The organism is Actinoplanes sp. CA-030573 (genome assembly GCF_050951115.1).
GTDB lineage: Bacteria > Actinomycetota > Actinomycetes > Mycobacteriales > Micromonosporaceae > Actinoplanes.
This window is the reverse complement of sequence record NZ_CP192038.1, coordinates 5,563,787-5,583,720: the sequence shown is the minus strand read 5'-3', so window position 1 is coordinate 5,583,720 and position 19,934 is coordinate 5,563,787. Positions and strand designations below refer to the sequence as shown.

Genomic DNA, 19,934 nt, shown 5'->3' with positions numbered 1-19,934 from the left:
TAGCTGTGAAGGCCGGTTGACCCCTGATTCCGTTTCGAGTTTGGAAAATTCCTCGGATTCCCTTGTTTAGAACACCTGCTTGTGACAAGGTCCCTTGCGTCGTCGTGTGGGAGTTGTCACAGGCTGCACCTGGAGGGTCCATTCAGTGAACGAGCTGCGGAACTTCGTCGGTGGCGACTACACCGGCACCGTGGACGGGGTCACCTCGGAGGTCGTCGATCCCAGCACGGCCGAGGCGTACGCGCTGGCGCCCGTCTCCACCGCAGCCGACGTCGACCGGGCCATGACCGCGGCCGAGGCCGGTTTCGAGGTCTGGCGGGACGCGACACCGGCCGAGCGGCAGCGCGCCCTGCTGCGCATCGCCGACGCGGTCGAGGCCCGGGCCGGCGAGCTGATCGAGGCGGAGTGCCGCAACACCGGCAAGCCGGTCGAGGCCACCCGCCGCGAGGAGATCGGGCCGATGCTCGACGAGCTGCGCTTCTTCGCCGGCGCCGCGCGCATCCTCGAGGGCAAGTCGGCGGGGGAGTACCTGCGCGACCACACCTCGTACGTGCGCCGGGAGCCGATCGGGGTGTGCGCCCAGGTCACCCCGTGGAACTACCCGATGGTGATGGCCGTCTGGAAGTTCGCGCCGGCCATCGCGGCCGGCAACGCGGTGGTGCTGAAGCCCTCCGACACGACGCCGGTGAGCACGCTGCTGCTCGCCGAGATCGCCGCCGAGTTCCTGCCGCCCGGCGTGCTCAACGTGGTCTGCGGCGACCGGGACACCGGGCGCGCGGTGGTCGCCCACCGGACGCCGCAGCTCGTCTCGATCACCGGCTCCACCCGGGCCGGCATGGAGGTCGCCGTGGCGGCGGCGGCCGACCTGAAGCGGGCTCACCTGGAGCTCGGTGGCAAGGCGCCGGTGATCGTCTTCGACGACGTCGACCTCGAGTCGGCCGCCGGGGCGATCGCCGGCGCGGGCTACTTCAACGCCGGGCAGGACTGCACGGCCGCCACCCGGGTGCTGGTGCACGGCCGGATCGCCGCCGACTTCACCGCGGCGCTGGCGGCGGCGGCCAAGAACACCAAGGTCGGGCCGCCGGCCGACACCGAGGCCTTCTTCGGGCCGGTCAACAACGCCGGCCAGCTCGCCCGGGTGCAGGGCTTCCTCGACCGTACGCCCGGGCACGCCGAGATCGTCGCCGGCGGCAACCGCATCGGCGACCGTGGCTACTTCCTCGAGCCGACCGTGGTCGCCGGCCTGGAGCAGCAGGACGAGATGGTGCAGGACGAGGTGTTCGGGCCGGTCATCACCGTCCAGCGGTTCGACGACGAGGACAACGCGGTGCGCTGGGCCAACGACGTGCGCTACGGGTTGAGCGCCAGCGTCTGGACCCAGAACCACGGGCGGGCCATGCGCGTCTCCCGCCGGCTCGACTTCGGCGCCGTATGGATCAACACGCATCTGCCGTTCGTCTCGGAGATGCCGCACGGCGGCTACGGCCACTCCGGCTACGGCAAGGACCTTTCGATGTACGGGTTCGAGGAGTACACCCGGATCAAGCACGTGATGAGTTACCTGGGCTGACCGCTCGACCCGGTTCGCCCGTCCCCCCGCGCGAAGAGGAACAACATGACCACCCCCCAGAACGGGCATCCGGCCATCAGGTTCGCCGGCGTGCACAAGAACTACCTGTCGCACGGCGAGTCGGTTCCGGCCGTCAAGCGGACGGACCTGTCGATCGCGCAGGGCGAGTTCTTCTCGCTGCTCGGCCCGTCCGGCTGCGGCAAGACCACGACCATGCGCATGATCGCGGGCTTCGAGGAGCCGACGGCCGGCCAGGTCTACCTCGACGGCAAGGACGTCACCGGGGTGGCGCCCAACAAGCGCGACGTGAACATGGTCTTCCAGTCGTACGCCCTCTTCCCGCACCTGAACGTGCTGCAGAACGTCGCCTTCGGCCTCGAGCGCAAGAAGGTCGCGAAGGACGAGATCAAGCGCCGGGTGGGCGAGATGCTGGAGATCGTCTCGCTGACCGGCATGGAGAAGCGCGTCCCGCGGGAGATGTCCGGCGGCCAGCAGCAGCGGGTGGCGCTGGCCCGGGCCCTGGTCAACAAGCCGCGGGCGCTGCTGCTCGACGAGCCGCTGGGCGCCCTCGACCTCAAGCTGCGCCAGCAGATGCAGGTCGAGCTCAAGCGCATCCAGCGCGAGGTCGGCATCACCTTCGTCTACGTCACCCACGACCAGGGCGAGGCGCTGACGATGTCGGACCGGATCGCGGTGATGAACGCCGGCGTCATCGAGCAGCTCGGCACGCCGCGGGAGATCTACGAGCGGCCGGCGACCCGCTTCGTGGCCGGCTTCATCGGCACCTCGAACATCGTCGAAGGCCACGTCGAGCGCTGCGAGAACGGGCTGGCGCTGCTCGGCTACAGCAGCCAGGACCGGGTCCTGGTGCCGGTCGGCAGCTCGGTGCGGGCGGGCGACAAGATCGAGGTCTCGGTCCGGCCCGAGAAGATCGACCTGCACCGGGGCGTGCCGCCGGTGACGGCCACCGGTGGGAGCGTGCTCTCCGGAATTGTCAACGAGGTTGTTTATCACGGAACCTCGACCAACTACACCGTAGCCACGGCCGCCGGCGCCGACTTTACTGTCTTCGATCAAAATGCTTCGAACGCCGATGATCTTGCGGATCGCGGCGATCGCGTCTTCCTGACCTGGGCCCCCCAGCACTCATACATGATCGGAGTCTGATGTCTGCCTCGAACCTCCCCGATGCGACTGTTCTTCGCGGCATGACCCAGCGCCGGCTCGGCCGGCGGGACGCTCTGCGGATCTCCGGTCTCGGCGCCCTCGGCGCGGCCCTCGCCGCCTGCGGCGTCCAGGGCAAGGCCAAGCCCAACGCGAGCGCGGCGCCGGACGCCGTCGAGAAGTACTGGAGCGGCAAGGCCAAGGCCGGGCACGTCGACTTCGCCAACTGGCCGCTGTACATGGACCCGCAGAAGCCCGAGCTCAAGGCGTTCACCAAGGAGACCGGCATCTCGGTGAACTACCAGGAGGTCATCCAGGAGATGGGTCCCTGGTTCGCCAAGGTGCAGCCGCAGCTGTCGGCGGGCCAGTCGATCGGCTTCGACCTGATGGTCATCACCAACAGCATCCAGTTCGCGCAGTTCCGCGACTCCGGCTTCCTGGCTCCGCTCGACCACTCCAAGCTGCCGAACTACACCAAGAACGCGGCCGCCTCGTACAGCAAGGAGGCGTTCGACCCGGGCAACGTCTACTCGGTGCCGTGGGCCTCGGGCATGACCGGCATCGCGTACGACGAGAAGAAGACCGGCAAGATCACCAAGCTCGCCGACCTCTGGCGCCCGGAGTTCAAGGGCAAGATCGGCATGTTCTCCGACACCCAGGAGCTGGCCAACTTCGGCCTGCTCAAGCTGGGCATCGACCCGGCCAGGTCGACCGCCGACGACTGGCAGAAGGCCGCCGACGACCTGAAGAAGCAGAAGCCGCTGGTCCGCAAGTACTACGACCAGAGCTACGTCGACGCGCTCGGCAAGGGCGAGGTCTGGCTGACCCAGGCGTGGTCCGGCGACATCTACCAGAAGAACATCTCCGACAACACGGACTTCAAGTTCATCGTCCCGGAGGAGGGCGGCACGATCTGGACCGACAACATGACGATCCCGATCACCGCCAAGGCGCCGGTGGACGCCATCCAGCTGATCGACTGGTTCTACCGGGTCGACCAGGCCGCCTCGCTGGCCGAGTACATCAACTACGTGTGCCCGGTGCCCGCCGCCCAGGAGCAGATCAAGAAGGACGCCGCCAAGAAGTCGGGCGACGACAAGCAGGCCCTGCTCGACCTGTCCGCGTCGCCGCTGGTGTTCCCGAGCCAGGAGCTCTACTCGAAGCTGCACTACTACGTGTCGTTCACCGCGGTCGACGAGCAGCAGACGTTCCAGAAGATCTTCGAACCGATCGTGCTGAGCTGATATGAACCGAGTCAAACGACAACTCGCGCCGTACTTCCTCGTGCTGCCGGGCGGCCTCTGGCTGCTGCTGTTCTTCGCCATCCCGATGATCTTCATGCTGTCGCTGTCGCTGCAGGAGGGCGACGTCGTCTACGGCTTCCGGTTCACCGGGCACTGGCAGAACTACACGGACGCGATCACGGATTACCACACGCAGCTGGTGCGGTCGCTCGTCTACGCGGCGGTCGGCACGCTCGTGCTGATCGCACTGGCCTTCCCGGTCGCGTACTGGATCGCCTTCAACGGCGGGCGCCGCAAGCCGACGTACCTCTTCCTGCTGCTGTTGCCGTTCTTCGTGTCGTTCGTGCTGCGCACCATCTCGTGGCGGCAGATCCTCACCGACGACGGCCCGGTGCTCAGCCCGCTCAAGCAGATCGGGGTGCTGCCGGACTCGTACCACCTGCTCGGCACCTCGGTGGCGGTGATCGGCGGCCTGGTCTACAACTTCCTGCCGTTCATGGTCCTGCCGATCTACGTGGCGCTCGAGCGGATCGACCCGCGGGTGGTCGAGGCGTCCCGGGACCTCTACGCGAACCCGGTGCTCACCTTCCGCAAGGTGATCCTGCCGCTCAGCCTCCCCGGCGTCTTCGCCGGCGTGCTGATGTCGTTCGTGCCGATGGCCTCGGACTACGTCAACTCCGAGGTGCTGGGCAGCTCGTCGACCACCATGATCGGCCAGGTCATCCAGAGCAAGTACCTGGTGACCTCCGACTACCCGACCGCCGCGGCGCTCTCGTTCATTCTCATGGCGGTGCTGCTGATCGGCATCTTCTCCTACGCCCGCGCGCTGGGCACCGAGGACGTGATGACGGTGGCGGCCCGATGAGCCAGAGCACCCTGGAACGACCGGTCTCGGCCGAGACTGCGCCCGCCGCCCGGCCCCGGCGCCGGATCACCGGCAACGGCCTGCTGTTCGTCTACACCTGGCTGGTGATCATCTGGCTGATCGTGCCGATCGTCGTGATGATCCTGTTCAGCTTCAACGACACCAAGGGCCGCTACAACCAGACCTGGGAAGGCTGGACCTTCAAGTGGTACGGGAAGATCTTCGAGATCGAGGATCTGACCAAGGCGCTCTGGACGTCGCTGGCCATCGCGGTCATCTCCAGCATCGTCTCGGCCGCGCTGGGGACCGGCATCGGGTACGCGCTGGGCCGCTACCGCTTCCGCGGGTCGGGCACGCTGAACATCGTCATGTTCTCCACGATCTCCTCGCCCGAGCTGATCATGGGTGCCTCGCTGCTCAGCCTGTTCGTGTCGGCCAACCTCGGGCTCGGCTACGCGACGATCACGATCGCGCACATCATGTTCTCGATCTCGTTCGTCGCCGCCATCGTCCGGGCCCGGGTCGTCACGCTCGACCGGTCGATCGAGGAGGCGGCGGCCGACCTCGGCGCGACACCGTGGACGGCCTTCTGGAAGGTCACCTTCCCGATCATCCTGCCGGCCGTGTTCTCCGGCCTGCTGCTGGCGTTCGCCCTGTCCATCGACGACTTCGTGGTCACCAACTTCACCGCGGGCAGCGTCGTGACGTTCCCGCTGTGGATCTGGGGATCGACCCGCGTCGGCCTGCCCCCGCAGGTGAACGTGATGGGCACCCTGATCTTCGCGGCCGGCGTGCTGATCGCGGTCGTCACCAACATCCGCTCGAGGCAAGGTAAGCGGGATTGATAACTCGTGGGCTCGCCCCTCAACGACGCGATTCCTGAACCGTACTGGCTCACCCAGCCGGGGGCTCCCGACCCGGCCGACCCGCTCGACGGCGTCACCACCGCGGATCTCGCGGTGGTGGGCGCCGGGTACAGCGGCCTCTGGGCGGCTCTGATCGCCAAGGAACGCGATCCGGCCCTCGACGTCGTGGTGCTCGAGGCGGGCACGGCCGGGTGGGCGGCGTCGGGGCGCAACGGCGGGTTCTGCGCCGCGAGCCTCACCCACGGCTTCGGCAACGGGCTCGCCCGCTTCCCGGACGAGATGCCGCGGCTGCTGCGCCTCGGCCGGGAGAACCTCGACGCGATCGCGTCCGCGGTGGAGCGCTACGGGATCGACTGCGACTTCCGCCGCACCGGCGAGCTGCACGTGGCCACCGAGGACTGGCAGTGGCGCGACCTGGTGGCGGGGCACGCGGCCGAGGCGGCCGGCGGTCTCGACGTGGAGCTGCTCGACTCCGACGCCGTACGGGCGGAGGTCGACTCGCCTACCTACCTCGGCGCGGTCTGGGACCGTACGGGCTGCGCGATGGTCGATCCGGCCCGGCTGGCCTGGGGGCTCCGGTCGGCCTGCCTCTCGCTCGGCGTCCGGTTCCACGAGAACACCAAGGTCGAGCGGATCGTCTCCGCCGGTGGCGCGCTGGAGCTGCGCACCTTCCGCGGCCGGGTCCGGGCCCGCCGGGTCGTGCTGGCCACCGGCGCGCACGGGCGACTGCTCAAGCGCCTGCAGCAGTTCGTGGTGCCGGTCTACGACTACGCGCTGATGACCGAGCCGCTCAGCGACGCACAGCTGGCGTCGATCGGCTGGCGCAACCGGCAGGGCATCGGCGACTCCGCCAACCAGTTCCACTACTACCGGCTGACCGCCGACAACCGGATCCTGTGGGGCGGTTACGACGCGATCTACTTCAACGGTGGCCGCATCCTGCCCGGCCAGGAGCAGCGGGACGCGACGTTCGAGCTGCTCGCGGCGCACTTCGCGGCCACCTTCCCGCAGCTGGCCGGCCTGCGCTTCACCCACAAGTGGGGCGGCGTGATCGACTGCTGCAGCCGGTTCAGCGCGTTCTTCGGCACTGCCCACGGCGGCCGGCTGGCGTACGCGGCGGGCTACACCGGTCTCGGGGTGGGCGCCACCCGCTTCGGCGCCCAGGTCATGCTCGACCTGCTCGGTGGCACGCCGACCGAGCTGACGTCGCTGAAGATGGTCCGCAGCAAGCCGGTGCCGTTCCCGCCCGAGCCGGTGCGCAGCGGCGTCATCCAGCTGACCCGCTGGTCGATCGCCCGCGCCGACCGCAACGGGGGCCGGCGCAACCTGTGGCTGCGCACGCTCGACTCGCTCGGTCTCGGTTTCGACTCCTGAGGGCGTCGCGCTCGCTCGGCGCAGGCTCCCGTGGCCGTCTCGCTCGGTACCGGGTCCCGTGGCCGTCTCGCTCGGTTTCGGCTGCCGTGGCCGTCCCGCTCGCTTACCGTGGGGGCTCGGGGCTCCGGCCGGCGGCCGGTGGCGGGCTTCAGCGGGGGTGTGTCCATGCCGGCGACGCGGGCCGACGCAGTGCGCAATCGGGAGCGGATCCTGGGCGTGGCCCGGGTGGTCGTGCGCGAGCACGGCACCCAGGCCTCGCTGCGGGACATCGCGCGCCGGGCCGAGGTCGGGCTGGGCACGCTCTACCGTCACTTCCCGACCCGGGACGCGCTGCTCGAGACCCTGATGCGGCGCCGCTTCGACCACCTGACCAGCCGCGCGGCGTCGCTGCTGGCCGAGGACGACGCGGCGGCCGCGCTGACCGCGTGGCTCACCGAGTTCGCGTACGGCGCCGGCACGTACAGCGGCTTGCCCGACTCCATCATGGCGACCCTGCGCGACGATTCTTCCCCGCTCTACGCCTCGTGCGACGCGATGCGCGACGCGGTCGGCGAGCTGCTGGCCGCGGCCCAGGCGGCCGGGGCGATCCGCGCCGACCTGCGGCCGGAGGAGCTGTTCGCGCTGGTCACGGCCGTCGGCTGGATCGCCGAGCAGGCGCCCGAGCTGGAAGCCCGCCGCGAGCGCCTGCTCGACCTGATGCTCGAGGGCTTGCGCCGCCCCGCCGCGCCGGCCGCGCCCGCCGCGCCCGCCGCGCCCGCCGCGCCCGCCGCGCCCGCCGCGCCCGCCGCGCCCGCTCGGATCGACTAGTGGGGCGCCCGCTCGCCTGAGGCCGGACCGGCTCCTAGAGCGCCACGCCGGTGAGGACCAGGACGCGCGGCTCGGTGTAGTCGGCCATGGCGCTGGCGACGCCCTCGCGGCCGGAGCCACTGCCCTTCACCCCGCCGTACGGCATCTGGTCGGCCCGGAAGCTGGGCACGTCGCCGACGATGACCCCGCCGACGTGCAGCCGCCGGTGGGCCTCGAACGCCAGGTCGATCCGCCGGGTGAAGACCCCGGCCTGGAGCCCGAACGCGGAGTCGTCGATCGCCGCCAGCCCGGCCTCGTCGGAGTCGACCGGAGTCAGCACCAGCACCGGCCCGAAGACCTCCTCGGCGCACACCCGGGCGTCGGCCGGCACGCCGGTGAGCACGGTCGGCGCCACGGTGGTGCCCCGGCGGGTGCCGCCGGTGAGGACCCGGCCGCCCTTGGTCACCGCCTCGGCGATCCACTCCTCGATCCGCTCGGCCGCCCGTTCGTCGATCACCGGCCCGACGTCGGTGGCCTCGTCCCGGGGGTCGCCCACGGTCAGCGCCTCGACCGCGGCCACCAGCTTCGGCGTGAACGCGCCGAGGCGGGCGCGGTGCACGAAGACCCGCTGCACCGCGACGCAGCTCTGCCCGGCCTGGTAGTTGGAGAAGGTGGCGATCCGCTGGGCGGCATAGTCGAGATCGTCCCAGTCCCCGGCGATCAGCGCCGCCGCGTTGCCGCCGAGCTCGAGCGTCACGTGCTTGTGCGGGACCGCCGCGCGGATCCGGGCGCCGACCGGGCCCGAGCCGGTGAACGACACCACCGGCAGCCGCGGGTCGGCGACCAGCCCCGCCATCCGCTCGTTCGGCACCGGCAGCACCGAGAACATGCCGGCCGGCAGGTCGAGCCGGGACATGATCTCGCCCAGCAGCAGCGCGGTGAGCGGGGTGGCCGGGGCCGGCTTGACGATGATCGGGGCGCCGACCGCGAGCGCCGGCGCGACCTTGTGGGCGACCAGGTTGAGCGGGAAGTTGAACGGCGCGATGCCCAGCACCGGGCCGCGCGGCATCCGGCGGACCAGCGCGAGCCGGCCGGCGGCGGCCGGGTCGGTGTCGAGCCGCTGGAGCTCGCCGGAGAAGCGGCGGGCCTCCTCGGCGGCCCAGCGGAAGGTGCCGGCCGCCCGGGCGACCTCGGCCCGCGCCCACTTGAGCGGCTTGCCGTTCTCGGCCGTGATCAACGCCGCGAACTCCTCGCCCCGGCGGCGGATGCGGGCGCTGATCTCGTCGAGAGCCCCGGCCCGCTCGGCGGCGGGCAGGGCGGCGGCCGGGCCGGCCGCGGTCGCGGCGGCGGCGACCGCCTCCTCGACCTGCTCCGCGGTGGCCTGGCTCGTCTCGCCGACGAGAGAAGTGTCGAAGGGATGACGCACGGTGAGGAAATCGCTGCTGGTGGCCGGGCGTCCGGCGACGTGGAAGGGGATCACGGCGCGAGCGTACAGTCGTTTCGAGCCGTGGAAATAGTTGTTCCGGCTCTTGCAAACGACGGAATCAGTGAAATGATCGGGTTTCCAGCCCCGAAGGAGTTGAGACATGCCCACCTCCGCCGACCTTCATCGGCGCCGGGAAGCCGCCGTGGCGCGTGGCGTCAGCAGCATGATCCTGTCCTATGTCGGCAGCGCCGGTGGCGGCACCATGACCGATGTGGACGGCCGCGAGTGGATCGACTTCGCGGCCGGCATCGCGGTCACCAACGTCGGCAACGCGGCGCCGCGGGTGGTGGCCGCCGTCCGGGAGCAGGTCGAGCGGTTCACCCACACCTGCTTCATGATCGCGCCCTACGAGCAGTACGTCGCGGTCTGTGAGGAGCTCGCCGTGCTCACGCCCGGTGACTTCGAGAAGCGGTCGGCGCTGTTCAACTCCGGGGCCGAGGCGGTGGAGAATGCCGTCAAGATCGCCCGGCACGCCACCGGACGCCAGGCCATCGTCGTGTTCGACCACGCCTACCACGGCCGGACCAACCTGACGATGGCGCTCACCGCCAAGGTCATGCCCTACAAGCAGGGCTTCGGGCCGTTCGCCGGCGAGATCTACCGGGTGCCGATGTCCTATCCGTTCCGTGACGGGCGCAGCGGGGCGGACGCGGCGGCGTACGCCATCGGGCAGATCGAGAAGCACGTCGGCGCGACGAACGTGGCCGCCGTCCTCATCGAGCCGGTGCAGGGCGAGGGCGGATTCGTCGTACCGGCCGCGGGTTTCCTGCCCGCGCTCGCCGCCTGGAGCAAGCAGGCCGGCGCCGTCTTCATCGCCGACGAGATCCAGACCGGGTTCTGCCGCACCGGCTCGTGGTTCGCCAGCGAGCACGAGGGCGTCGAGCCCGACCTGATCACCACGGCCAAGGGCATCGCGGGCGGGCTGCCGCTGGCCGCCGTCACCGGCCGGGCCGAGATCATGGACGCGGTCCACCCGGGCGGGCTCGGCGGCACGTACGGCGGCAACCCGATCGCCTGCGCGGCCGCGCTCGCCAGCATCGAGACCATGCGTGAGCTCGACCTGGCGGCGGCGGCCCGGCACATCGAGGCGGTGGCCCGTCCCCGGCTCGAGGCCCTCGCGGCCAAGCATCCGCAGATCGGCGAGGTGCGGGGCCGGGGCGCGATGCTCGCCCTCGAGCTGGTCGTCCCGCACGACTCCGGTCCCGGTGGCCCCACGCCCGACCCGATCGCCACCGGCAACGTCGCGCGCGCCGCCCACGAGTCCGGTCTGCTGCTGCTGACCTGCGGAACGTACGGGAACGTGATCCGTCTTCTTCCTCCCCTGGTCATCACGGACGACGAGCTCGACCGCGGCCTGACCCTTCTCGAGCACGCCTTCGCCACCCTCTGATCTTGGAGCCCCCCTTGAGCGACCTTCAGTCACCCGACTTCGAGAAGCTGTCCGGCGCCGCCCGCGACCACCTCTGGCTGCACTTCACCCGGCTGTCGTCGTACCAGCAGGCCGAGGTGCCGCTGATCGTGCGCGGCGACGGCTGCTACGTCTGGGACAGCGCCGGGCGCCGCTACCTCGACGGTCTGTCCGCGCTGTTCGTGGTGCAGACCGGCCACGGGCGGCAGGAGCTGGCCGAGGCGGCCGCCAAGCAGGCCGGCGAGCTGGCCTACTTCCCGATCTGGTCGTACGCCCATCCGAAGGCGGTGGAGCTGGCCGACCGGCTGGCCGACCTCACCCCGGGCGACCTCAACCGGGTCTTCTTCACCACCGGCGGGTCGGAGGCGGTCGAGTCGGCGTGGAAGCTCGCCCGGTCGTACTTCAAGCGGGTCGGCAAGCCGCTCAAGACCAAGGTGCTGTCCCGCTCGATCGCCTACCACGGCACGTCGATGGGCGCCCTGTCGATCACCGGCATCCCCGGCCTCAAGCAGGACTTCGAGCCGCTGGTGCCGTCCACGTTCCGGGTGCCGAACACGAACTACTACCGCCGTCCCGACGAGAACATGTCGCTCGAGGAGTTCGGCGTGTGGGCGGCCGACCGGATCGCCGAGGCCATCGAGTTCGAGGGTCCCGACACGGTGGCCGCGGTCTTCCTCGAGCCGGTGCAGAACGCCGGCGGCTGCTTCCCGCCGCCGCCCGGCTACTTCCAGCGGGTGCGCGAGATCTGCGACCGCTACGACGTGCTGCTGGTCTCCGACGACGTCATCTGCGGCTTCGGCCGGCTCGGCGAGTACTTCGGCGGCCTCAAGTACGGCTACACCCCCGACATCATCACCGTCGCCAAGGGCCTCACCTCCGGGTACGTGCCCCTGGGCGCCATGATCGCGTCGGATCGCCTGGCCGAGCCGTTCCTGCACGGCACCAACTGGTTCGCGCACGGCATCACCTACGGCGGCCACCCGGTCGGCTCGGCGGTGGCGCTGGCCAACCTCGACATCATGGAGCGCGAGGACCTCAACGGGCACGTGCGCCAGAACAGCGACCTCTTCCGTTCGTACCTCCGGCGCCTGGAGGATCTGCCGATCGTCGGCGACGTCCGCGGCGACGGCTACTTCTTCGGCATCGAGCTGGTCAAGGACAAGGCGACCAAGCAGACCTTCAACGAGGACGAGTCGGAGCGCCTGCTGCGCGGGTTCCTGTCGCACGCGCTCTTCGAGGCCGGCCTCTACTGCCGCGCCGACGACCGCGGCGACCCGGTCATCCAGCTCGCGCCGCCGCTGATCGCCGGCGAGGAGCAGTTCGCGGAAATCGAGCAGATCCTGCGCTCGGTGCTCACCGAGGCGTCGAACCACCTCTGAGCATGCTGCAAGTACGCGGCTCCGGCGTCACGCCGGGGCCGCGTTCTCGTGCGAGCGCGCGACGATCGCGCGCAACACGCCGGCGTCCACCTTCGTGACGCTCTTCAGGTAGAGGCAGCCCTTGCCGCGGGTGTGCGGGCCGAGCCGGTCGAGCAGATCCGCGTATCCGTCGAGATATCCGGTCACGTACACCACCGTCTGCGCCTTTCGCGGCGCGAAGCCGACCGCGACGGTGTCGCCCTCCCGGCCCGACTCGTATTTGTAGTGATAGGTCCCGAAGCCGACGATCGACGCCGGCCACAGCGCCGCCGGCTCGCCGGTGACCTCACTCATGAGCGCGACCAGGAGCCGCGCGTCCGACCGCCGTTCCTCGTCGGCGATGCCCTCGATCAGCGCCTCCACGGTCTCCACGCGCGTCACCCTACTCGTCGATTTGTCGCTTGATGCCTACGGGCGGAAACAGGACTGTTACCTGACAGCATTGATCGGGGTGAGTATCGAGCGAGCGAGGTCAGCCCCGGGCCGGTGTCGGCCGGCCCTCCCACCACCAGGAGAACGGCGTGCGACCATCCACATCGCTCAAATCGCTCGCGGCCGGCGCCTTCGCCGTCGTGCTGCTCCCGCTTCCCGCCGCGGCCGCCGCGCCGGCCGGCGCCCAGATCGTGACGCTGACGCCCGCTTCGCCGGTGTCGACCGTGGACGCCGGCGCGCGGGTCACCGTGGCCTTCACCGCCACCACCTCGGACGGCCGGCCGCTGGCCGCCGCGGCCACCGTCTCCGCATCGCCCGCCGCCGCGGCCGGCGTGTCGTCCGCCGCCGGGGGCGTCACCTCCGGGGGCGTCACCTCCGCGGCCGTCAGGTCTCCGGCCGTCACCTCTCCGGCCGTCACCTTCCCGGCCGGCGCTTCCTCCGGCTCGGTCCGCGGGCTCACCGTGGTTGCTCCCGCCGCGACCGCCGCCGCGACCGCCAAGGTGCTGCCGCTCGGTCTCACCGCCCGCGGCGCCACCCTGGCCGCCACGCCCACCGTCATCGTCAACGCGCACGGTCTCCCGTACCTGGACCGCCGCCTCTCGATCGACCGCCGCGTGGCCGACCTCATGCGCCGGATGACGCTCGACGACAAGATCGGCCAGATGACGCAGGCCGAGCGGGGCGCGATCGCCCCCGACCCGAGCCAGATCACCACCCTGCGCCTCGGCTCGATCCTCTCCGGCGGCGGTTCCGTGCCGACGCCCAACGACCCGGCCACCTGGGTCGCCATGATCAACACCTTCCAGTCGTACGCGTTGAGCACGCCCCTGCAGATCCCGATGATCTACGGCATCGACGCCGTGCACGGCCACGGCAACGTCTACGGCGCCACCGTCTTCCCGCACAACGTCGGCCTCGGCGCCACCCGCGACCCGGCCCTGGTCGAGCGGGCCTACCGGGCCACCGCCTCCGAGGTGCGCGCCACCGGCATCCCGTGGGACTTCGCGCCCTGCGTCTGCGTCTCCCGCGACGAGCGGTGGGGCCGCTCGTACGAGAGCTTCTCCGAGGACCCCGGCCTGGTGATCCGCATGGAGACCGCGATCGACGGCCTGCAGAAGGGCGGCGTGCTGGCGACCGTCAAGCACTACGCCGGCGACGGCGACACCGAGTACGGCACCGGCAACGGCGACTTCACCATCGACCAGGGCATCACGATCACCAACCGGCGCGACTTCGCCCGGATCGACTTGGCGCCGTACGTGACCGCCGTCCGACACCACCACGCCGGCACCGTGATGCCGTCGTTCTCCAGCGTCGACTGGACCGAGGACGGCGTCGGCAACCCGATCAAGATGCACGCGAACCGGGAGCTCATCACCGGCACGCTCAAGCACGGCCTGGGCTTCGACGGCTTCGTGATCACCGACTGGGAGGGCATCCACCAGCTGCCGGACACCTCCGGCGAGCCGGCGCCCACCCCGCTGCAGGTGCGCACCGGCGTGAACGCCGGCAGCGACATGTTCATGGAGCCCAACACCGCTCCGCGCTTCGAGCAGGTGCTCCGGGCCGAGGTGCTGGCCGGCCGGGTGAGCATGGCCCGTATCGACGACGCCGTCCGCCGCATCCTGCGCACGAAGTTCGCCATCGGCCTCTTCGACCACCCCTACGCCTCCGACGCGCACACGGCCGACGTGGGCAGCGCCGCCCACCGTGCCGTGGCCCGCCGGGCCGTGGCCGAGTCGCAGGTCCTGCTCAAGAACAAGGGCAACCTCCTTCCGCTCCGCAAGGACGCGAAGATCTACGTGGCCGGCCGCAACGCCGACGACATCGGCAACCAGGCCGGCGGGTGGACCATCGACTGGCAGGGCCGCTCCGGTCCCGCCACCATCCCCGGCACGACGATCCTGCAGGGCCTGCGCCAGGTGGCTCCCCGGGCGCAGATCACCTACAGCCCCGACGCGTCGGCTCCCGTCGGCAACGCCACGGTCGGCGTCGCCGTCGTCGGCGAGACCCCGTACGCCGAGGGCTTCGGCGACGTGGGCGGCCCGGTCTGCAGCTGGTGCACGCCGGCCCAGAACGAGCCCAAGTCCCTCACCCTCCAGCCCGGCGACAAAGCGGTCGTCGACAAGGTCTGTGCCGCCGTCGCCAAGTGCGTCGTCCTGCTCGTCTCCGGCCGCCCCCAGGTGATCACCGATCAACTCGGCGCGATCGACGCCCTGGTCGCCTCCTGGCTGCCCGGCAGCGAAGGAGCCGGGGTGGCCGACGTCCTCTTCGGCAACCGCCCCTTCACCGGCCGGCTGCCGCTGAGCTGGCCGGCCACGGTCGACCAGGTCCCGATCAACGTCGGCGACCGGGACTACCACCCCCTCTACCCGTTCGGCTGGGGCCTGCGCACCAGGACCGGCCACGACTGCATCCGGGACGCCGCCGGCAAGCTGCCGTCCTCGTCGCCGGTCGCCTCCCTCCTCGCCACCCCGAACTGGCAACCCGACGGCACACTCCGACCCACCGCGGCCACGCTGGCCGCGGCCGAGCGCGCCCTGACCAGCGGCCGCCCGGCGGCGGCCACCCGCGACGCCGTCCTCGACGCTCTGCGCGACGCCGCTCAGGCCCGCGTGGTCGCCGGCGGCGGCGGCCGGGACTGGGCCGCGAAGCTCGCCGAGGCCGACCGGGCCCAGTCGGCGGGCGCGACCGCCCGCGCCTTCACCCTGCTGAAGTCCGTCATCATCGCCTGACCCCTTCCCTCACCCCCGCGCCCCAACCGCGGCGCCGCCCCAGCGCCGCGGTGGGGCCTCCCGCTTCCGTCGGGAAGACTCTGGACCCTCCCGTAGGGGGAGAGTCCAGAGTCTTCTTGCGGTCATCGCCGGAAATTTGTGGCGGGCGGCCTCATCGCCGGTCGCGGCCGGCCATCAGGCCCGACCACAAGCGGTCCCGCAGGGCGTTGGCGCGCTCCCGGGGCAGGGCGCCGTGCAGGTCGCGCAGCACGACGCGGAGCAGGACGTTGGCCTCGTCGTCGCGCAGGCGCAGGCGGGCGCGCGAAGCGGCGGGCAGGGCGGCGGACGGCGTCACCGACCGGATGGTGACCTCCTCGACGAGGTGCGCGTCGGGACCGAGCAGGTCGCGGACACGATCGCCCAGGTCCTCGGCGGTCACGCCGGCCGGCGCGGCCACCGAGAGGTCGCGGTGGGCGGCGGGCTGGGCCGAGACCGGCCGGTACGGCGTGAGGTCGCCCATCTGCCCGGCCACCCGCGGGTCGGTCGATCGCAGCAGGCGGATGTCGCCGATCCCCTTGCGCAGCATGAGCAGGCGGTCGAGGCCGAGGCCCAGCGCGAGACCACCACCGGCCGGCACGGGCGCCAGGCGCAGGACGTGGGCGGCGGCCTGACCGCCCTCGCCCACCTCGACCCAGCCGGCGGGGGAGCAGGCCTCGATCTCGAGCCCGTCCGTCGTGTACGGGTGTGCGGCCGGCCGGGTCCGCCACGGCACGCCCGGGAGCGCCGCCCCGAGCACGGCACCGACCAGGCCGAGCAGATCTTCGCGCGAGCAGGGACCGGTGGTGACCCGCCACAGGTCAAGCTGGTGCGGGGTTCCGGTGTGGAGACGGTCGATGGCGTCGCGGCGGTAGACGACACCGGGGCAGACGACGAGGACATCGGCCGAGGCCAGCAGCCGCAAGGCACCGGGTATCAGCGCCGAGGTCTGCGACCGCAACATCCGGTGCGGCGTGACGTAGCGGCTGTGCCGGGAGTCGCGGGCGGCGGCGACCGGGCTGTACCCGAGCCGGTCGTAGTTGTCGGCCACGTCGACGATGCGGTCGCCGCGGTGGACCAGCCGCGGTCCTCCGACGGCGGCGAGGATCTCGGCCACCAGCAGCTGCATGGCGTGCGGGCCGGACGCCGGGTCGGTCAGGTCGCGGACGGCCAGGTCCGCGGCGAGGGCGGCGGGGGTCAGCGCGGGAGCGGTGGGGCGGGACATCGGGCTTCTCCTTCGGATGAGGGCGGACGCCACCCACGCGGAGAAGGCCGGAGACAAGAACGGCCGCCCGGGTGGGCGGCCTGCATGACGCACGGGAAAGGGTCAGGCCACCGTCGGGGGCCGACCGAACCGGATGCCATACGCGTACGTCATGCTCCGAGGGTGCCACGGGACGCCGGTCGATCGCATCCCCTATTCGCCCGGGCGGGTCGCGGAGGCGCGCGGCCGCTCCCAGGCGTCGCGCCAGGTGGTCGCGCGCAGCGCGGCGTTGATGCCGAGCCAGCGGATCGGCTCCGGCTCCCAGCGGCGCGAGCGGTGGCCGACCCAGGGCAGGGCGGTCCGGTCACTCTCGGTGCCGGAGATCAGATCGGCGAGCGTACGCCCGGCCAGGTTCGCAGCCGCAACGCCGTCGCCCACGTAGCCCCCGGCCCAGGCGACCCCGTCCTCGAGACCGACCGAGGGCATCCAGTCGCGGGGGATGCCGAGCGGCCCGCCCCACCGGTACGCGATCGCCGGCTCGATCCCGAACATCTCGGTGAGCGTGTCCCGCAGCATGTCGAAGACGGCCGGCACCCGGTCGTACGAGGGCTCGATCCGCGACCCGAAGTGATAGGGCGCCCCGCGACCGCCGAACGCGAGCCGGTCGTCGGCCGTCCGCTGGCCGTAGATGATCATGTGCCGCTCGTCGCTGAACGTCTCCCGGCGGGCCAGCCCGATCCGGGCCCAGTCCGGCGCGGGCAGCGGCTCCGTCGCGATCATGAGGGAGTAGACCGGCGCCAGGTGGCGCTTGTGGCCGGCGAGCCCGGCGGTGTAGCCCTCCAGCGCCCGGACGACCGTCTTCGCCCGCACGACGCCGCGCGAGGTCGAAACCGCGCCCGGCCCGAGGCGCAGGACCTGCGTGCCCTCGAAGATCCGGACGCCGCGGGCCTCGACCGCCGCGGCGAGACCGCGGACCAGCTTGGCCGGATGGAGCGCGGCGCAGTGCGGACTGTAGACGCCGCCCAGCACGTTCGACGCCCCGCAGATCGCCGACGCCTCGGCCGCGGACCGGAAGCCCGGGGCCGACCGGGCCCGCCGGAGCTGCGCGGGCGTGCGGGCGAGCGTGATCGTCCCGCCCTTGGCGTAGTCGCAGTCGATGCCCTCGGCCGCCGCCGCCCGGCCGACCTCGTCGACGGCGTCCGCCAATGCCGCATGCATCGCCGCGGCACGGTCCGCGCCGTACCGCCGCGTGAGTTTCTCCTCGGAGACCGGGAAGAGCCCGGACGCCCAGCCGCCGTTGCGTCCGGAGGCGCCGAACCCGCAGTACTTCGCCTCGAGCACCGCGATCGACAGCCCGGGCGCCGCCCGTGACAGGTAGTACGCCGTCCAGAGGCCGGTGTAGCCACCCCCGGCGATGGCCACGTCCACGTCCAGGTCGCCGTCGAGCGGCGGGCGCGGGGTGAGCGGGCCGAGGGTGTGCAACCAGTAGGACGGTGCGGTCATCGAACTCCCCAGGCGTACGTCTGTTTCGCGAGCTTGAGGTACATGAAGGTCTCGCAGCTGGTCACGCCCTTGATCGTGCGGACCTTCTCGTTGAGCAGGTCGAGCAGGTGCTCGTCGTCGGTGCAGACCAGCTCGACCAGCAGGTCGTAGCCGCCGGCGCAGATCACCACGTAGTCGACCTCGGGGATCGAGGCGATCTCGTCGGCGATCGCCCGCAGGTCGCCGTTCACCTTGAGCCCGACCATCGCCTGCCGCGCGAAGCCGAGCGTCAGCGGGTCGGTCACCGCCACGATCTGCATCAGGCCGCCGTCGAGCAGGCGCTGCACCCGCTGGCGTACCGCGGCCTCGGAAAGGCCGATCTCCTTGGCGAGCGTCGCGTACGACATCCGCCCGTCCCGCTGCAGGTGCTCGATGATCTGCTTGTTGATCTGATCCAGAGCCAGGTCCGCCGTCACGCCGCGATTCTTCCCCGGGCTCGGGTGGACGGCAATCGTGTCGCTCGTCCGGTTTGCGGTGGTCAAGGAAATCGCGGTCCCTTCCGGACGGCGGTGGCTCCTGCGTTTATCGCAGAGTTGATCGCTCTTGACAAGTCTTTCAGTCGTCAGGAGGCTCTTGGGACACGGTTTCAGTGATCAGAAGACCGAAAGGTGTGTACCTCATGCGCGTCCTGGTTGTCGGCGCGGGCGGAGTAGGGTCCGCCGCGGCCGGCATTGCCGCACGCCGCGATTTCTTCTCCCGGTTCGTGGTCGCCGACTACGACCTCGCCCGCGCCCAGCGTTGCGTCGACGCGCTCGGCGACGAGCGGTTCACCGCCGCCCACGTCGACGCATCCAGCAGTGCCGCCATCGCCGAGCTGTGCCGGCGGGAGAACATCACGCATGTCCTGAACGCGGTCGACCCCCGGTTCGTGATGCCCGTCTTCGAGGGCGCCCTGGAGGCGGGAGCCGACTACCTCGACATGGCGATGTCACTCTCCCACGCGCACGCCACCGACCCGTACACGAAGACCGGGGTGAAACTCGGTGACGAGCAGTTCGCCGTCGCCGACCGGTGGGAGAGCCGAGGCCGGCTGGCCCTGGTCGGGATCGGCGTCGAGCCGGGGCTGTCGGACATCTTCGCCCGCTACGCCGCCGACCACCTCTTCTCCCGGATCGACGAGGTCGGCATCCGCGACGGCGGCAACCTCGAGGTCGAAGGCTACGAGTTCGCGCCGTCGTTCTCGGTGTGGACCACGATCGAGGAGTGCCTGAACCCGCCGGTCATCTGGGAGCGCGGCAGGGGCTGGTTCACCACCGTCCCGCTGAGCGAGCCGGAGATCTTCGACTTCCCGGGCGGGATCGGCCCGGTCGAGTGCGTGCACGTCGAGCACGAGGAGGTGCTGCTCATCCCGCGCTGGGTGGACGCCGGCAAGGTCACCTTCAAGTACGGGCTGGGCGGCGAGTTCATCGAGGTCCTGCGCACGCTGCACAAGCTCGGCCTGGACCGCACCGAGCCGGTCCGGGTGGGCGCGGCCGAGGTGTCGCCGCGGGACGTCGTCGCCGCGGTGCTGCCCGATCCGGCCACCCTGGGCGACAAGATGACGGGCAAGACCTGCGCCGGTACGGTCGTGAAGGGCCTCGGCACCGACGGCGCGCCGCGCGAGGTCTACCTCTACCACCTGGTCGACAACGAATGGTCGATGCGGGAGTACGGTGCCCAGGCCGTCGTCTGGCAGACCGCCGTCAACCCGGTCGTGGCCCTCGAGCTGCTGGCCGCGGGCGAGTGGCGGGGCAGTGGCGTGCTCGGGCCGGAGGCGTTCGACCCGATCCCGTTCCTGGCCAAGCTGGTCGAGTACGGCTCGCCGTGGGAGATGCGGGAGCAGTAG

General features: G+C 71.2%; 16 protein-coding genes. 11 read left to right on the top strand and 5 right to left on the bottom strand.

All coding sequences use genetic code 11. The annotated features are described in order from the left end of the window. The first annotated feature begins 145 nt into the window (after nucleotides 1–145). The 7 genes from ACQP2F_RS25845 to ACQP2F_RS25815 all read left to right on the top strand — a co-directional run bounded on the left by ACQP2F_RS25845 (nucleotide 146) and on the right by ACQP2F_RS25815 (nucleotide 7,890). Nucleotides 146–1,570, top strand: coding sequence for a gamma-aminobutyraldehyde dehydrogenase (locus tag ACQP2F_RS25845; protein WP_433291600.1), 1,425 nt, complete (start codon nucleotides 146–148; stop codon nucleotides 1,568–1,570). A 45-nt stretch (nucleotides 1,571–1,615) separates the two neighbouring features. Then, the gene (locus ACQP2F_RS25840; protein ID WP_433291598.1) at nucleotides 1,616–2,737 is read left to right on the top strand and encodes an ABC transporter ATP-binding protein; all 1,122 of its coding nucleotides are present in this window, start codon (nucleotides 1,616–1,618) and stop codon (nucleotides 2,735–2,737) included. A 41-nt stretch (nucleotides 2,738–2,778) separates the two neighbouring features. Continuing rightward, a complete protein-coding gene (locus ACQP2F_RS25835; RefSeq protein ID WP_433291596.1) occupies nucleotides 2,779–3,978 on the top strand; it encodes a polyamine ABC transporter substrate-binding protein in 1,200 nt (399 codons plus the stop codon). 1 nt (nucleotide 3,979) lies between these two features. Then, on the top strand, nucleotides 3,980–4,843 hold the full coding sequence (locus ACQP2F_RS25830) for an ABC transporter permease (protein ID WP_433291594.1): 864 nt from the start codon (nucleotides 3,980–3,982) through the stop codon (nucleotides 4,841–4,843). Then, nucleotides 4,840–5,688 (top strand): ABC transporter permease, encoded by an 849-nt coding sequence (locus ACQP2F_RS25825; RefSeq protein ID WP_433291591.1) that lies wholly within the window; start codon nucleotides 4,840–4,842, stop codon nucleotides 5,686–5,688. The genes ACQP2F_RS25830 and ACQP2F_RS25825 overlap by 4 nt, the downstream gene beginning before the upstream one ends. Nucleotides 5,689–5,694: 6 nt before the next feature. Further along, nucleotides 5,695–7,083, top strand: coding sequence for an NAD(P)/FAD-dependent oxidoreductase (locus tag ACQP2F_RS25820; RefSeq protein ID WP_433291588.1), 1,389 nt, complete (start codon nucleotides 5,695–5,697; stop codon nucleotides 7,081–7,083). A gap of 165 nt (nucleotides 7,084–7,248) precedes the next feature. Next, nucleotides 7,249–7,890 carry a TetR/AcrR family transcriptional regulator gene (locus ACQP2F_RS25815; protein ID WP_433291585.1) on the top strand — a complete coding sequence of 214 codons (642 nt, stop codon included), beginning with the start codon at nucleotides 7,249–7,251 and terminating at the stop codon, nucleotides 7,888–7,890. A gap of 34 nt (nucleotides 7,891–7,924) precedes the next feature. Here ACQP2F_RS25815 and ACQP2F_RS25810 read toward each other — a convergent pair whose 3' ends face one another. Continuing rightward, complete coding sequence (locus ACQP2F_RS25810; RefSeq protein ID WP_433291583.1) at nucleotides 7,925–9,349, bottom strand: aldehyde dehydrogenase family protein; 1,425 nt, start codon at nucleotides 9,347–9,349, stop codon at nucleotides 7,925–7,927. Nucleotides 9,350–9,455: 106 nt separating this feature from the next. Here ACQP2F_RS25810 and gabT point away from each other — a divergent pair, with 106 nt between their 5' ends. Both gabT and ACQP2F_RS25800 read left to right on the top strand, forming a co-directional pair. Then, entirely contained in the window at nucleotides 9,456–10,745 is a 1,290-nt protein-coding gene (gabT, locus tag ACQP2F_RS25805) for a 4-aminobutyrate--2-oxoglutarate transaminase (RefSeq protein ID WP_433291580.1), read from the top strand. A gap of 14 nt (nucleotides 10,746–10,759) precedes the next feature. Continuing rightward, nucleotides 10,760–12,142, top strand: coding sequence for an aspartate aminotransferase family protein (locus ACQP2F_RS25800; protein ID WP_433291577.1), 1,383 nt, complete (start codon nucleotides 10,760–10,762; stop codon nucleotides 12,140–12,142). 27 nt (nucleotides 12,143–12,169) lie between these two features. On the opposite strand, the gene ACQP2F_RS25795 is transcribed toward ACQP2F_RS25800, so the two are convergent. Next, complete coding sequence (locus tag ACQP2F_RS25795) at nucleotides 12,170–12,553, bottom strand: DUF1801 domain-containing protein (RefSeq protein ID WP_433291574.1); 384 nt, start codon at nucleotides 12,551–12,553, stop codon at nucleotides 12,170–12,172. A gap of 149 nt (nucleotides 12,554–12,702) precedes the next feature. On the opposite strand from ACQP2F_RS25795, the gene ACQP2F_RS25790 reads away from it, so the two are divergent. Continuing rightward, on the top strand, nucleotides 12,703–15,348 hold the full coding sequence (locus ACQP2F_RS25790; protein ID WP_433291572.1) for a glycoside hydrolase family 3 protein: 2,646 nt from the start codon (nucleotides 12,703–12,705) through the stop codon (nucleotides 15,346–15,348). Between the two features lie 151 nt (nucleotides 15,349–15,499). Here the strand turns inward: ACQP2F_RS25790 and ACQP2F_RS25785 are convergent, their stop codons facing one another. The 3 genes from ACQP2F_RS25785 to ACQP2F_RS25775 form a co-directional block, all read right to left on the bottom strand. Further along, on the bottom strand, nucleotides 15,500–16,588 hold the full coding sequence (locus ACQP2F_RS25785; RefSeq protein WP_433291569.1) for a hypothetical protein: 1,089 nt from the start codon (nucleotides 16,586–16,588) through the stop codon (nucleotides 15,500–15,502). 192 nt (nucleotides 16,589–16,780) lie between these two features. Further along, complete coding sequence (locus tag ACQP2F_RS25780) at nucleotides 16,781–18,070, bottom strand: NAD(P)/FAD-dependent oxidoreductase (RefSeq protein ID WP_433291567.1); 1,290 nt, start codon at nucleotides 18,068–18,070, stop codon at nucleotides 16,781–16,783. Then, nucleotides 18,067–18,525, bottom strand: coding sequence for an Lrp/AsnC family transcriptional regulator (locus ACQP2F_RS25775; protein ID WP_433291565.1), 459 nt, complete (start codon nucleotides 18,523–18,525; stop codon nucleotides 18,067–18,069). The genes ACQP2F_RS25780 and ACQP2F_RS25775 overlap by 4 nt, the downstream gene beginning before the upstream one ends. Nucleotides 18,526–18,728: 203 nt before the next feature. Here ACQP2F_RS25775 and ACQP2F_RS25770 point away from each other — a divergent pair, with 203 nt between their 5' ends. Beyond that, nucleotides 18,729–19,934, top strand: a complete 1,206-nt coding sequence (locus ACQP2F_RS25770) for a saccharopine dehydrogenase family protein (protein WP_433291563.1) — start codon at nucleotides 18,729–18,731, stop codon at nucleotides 19,932–19,934.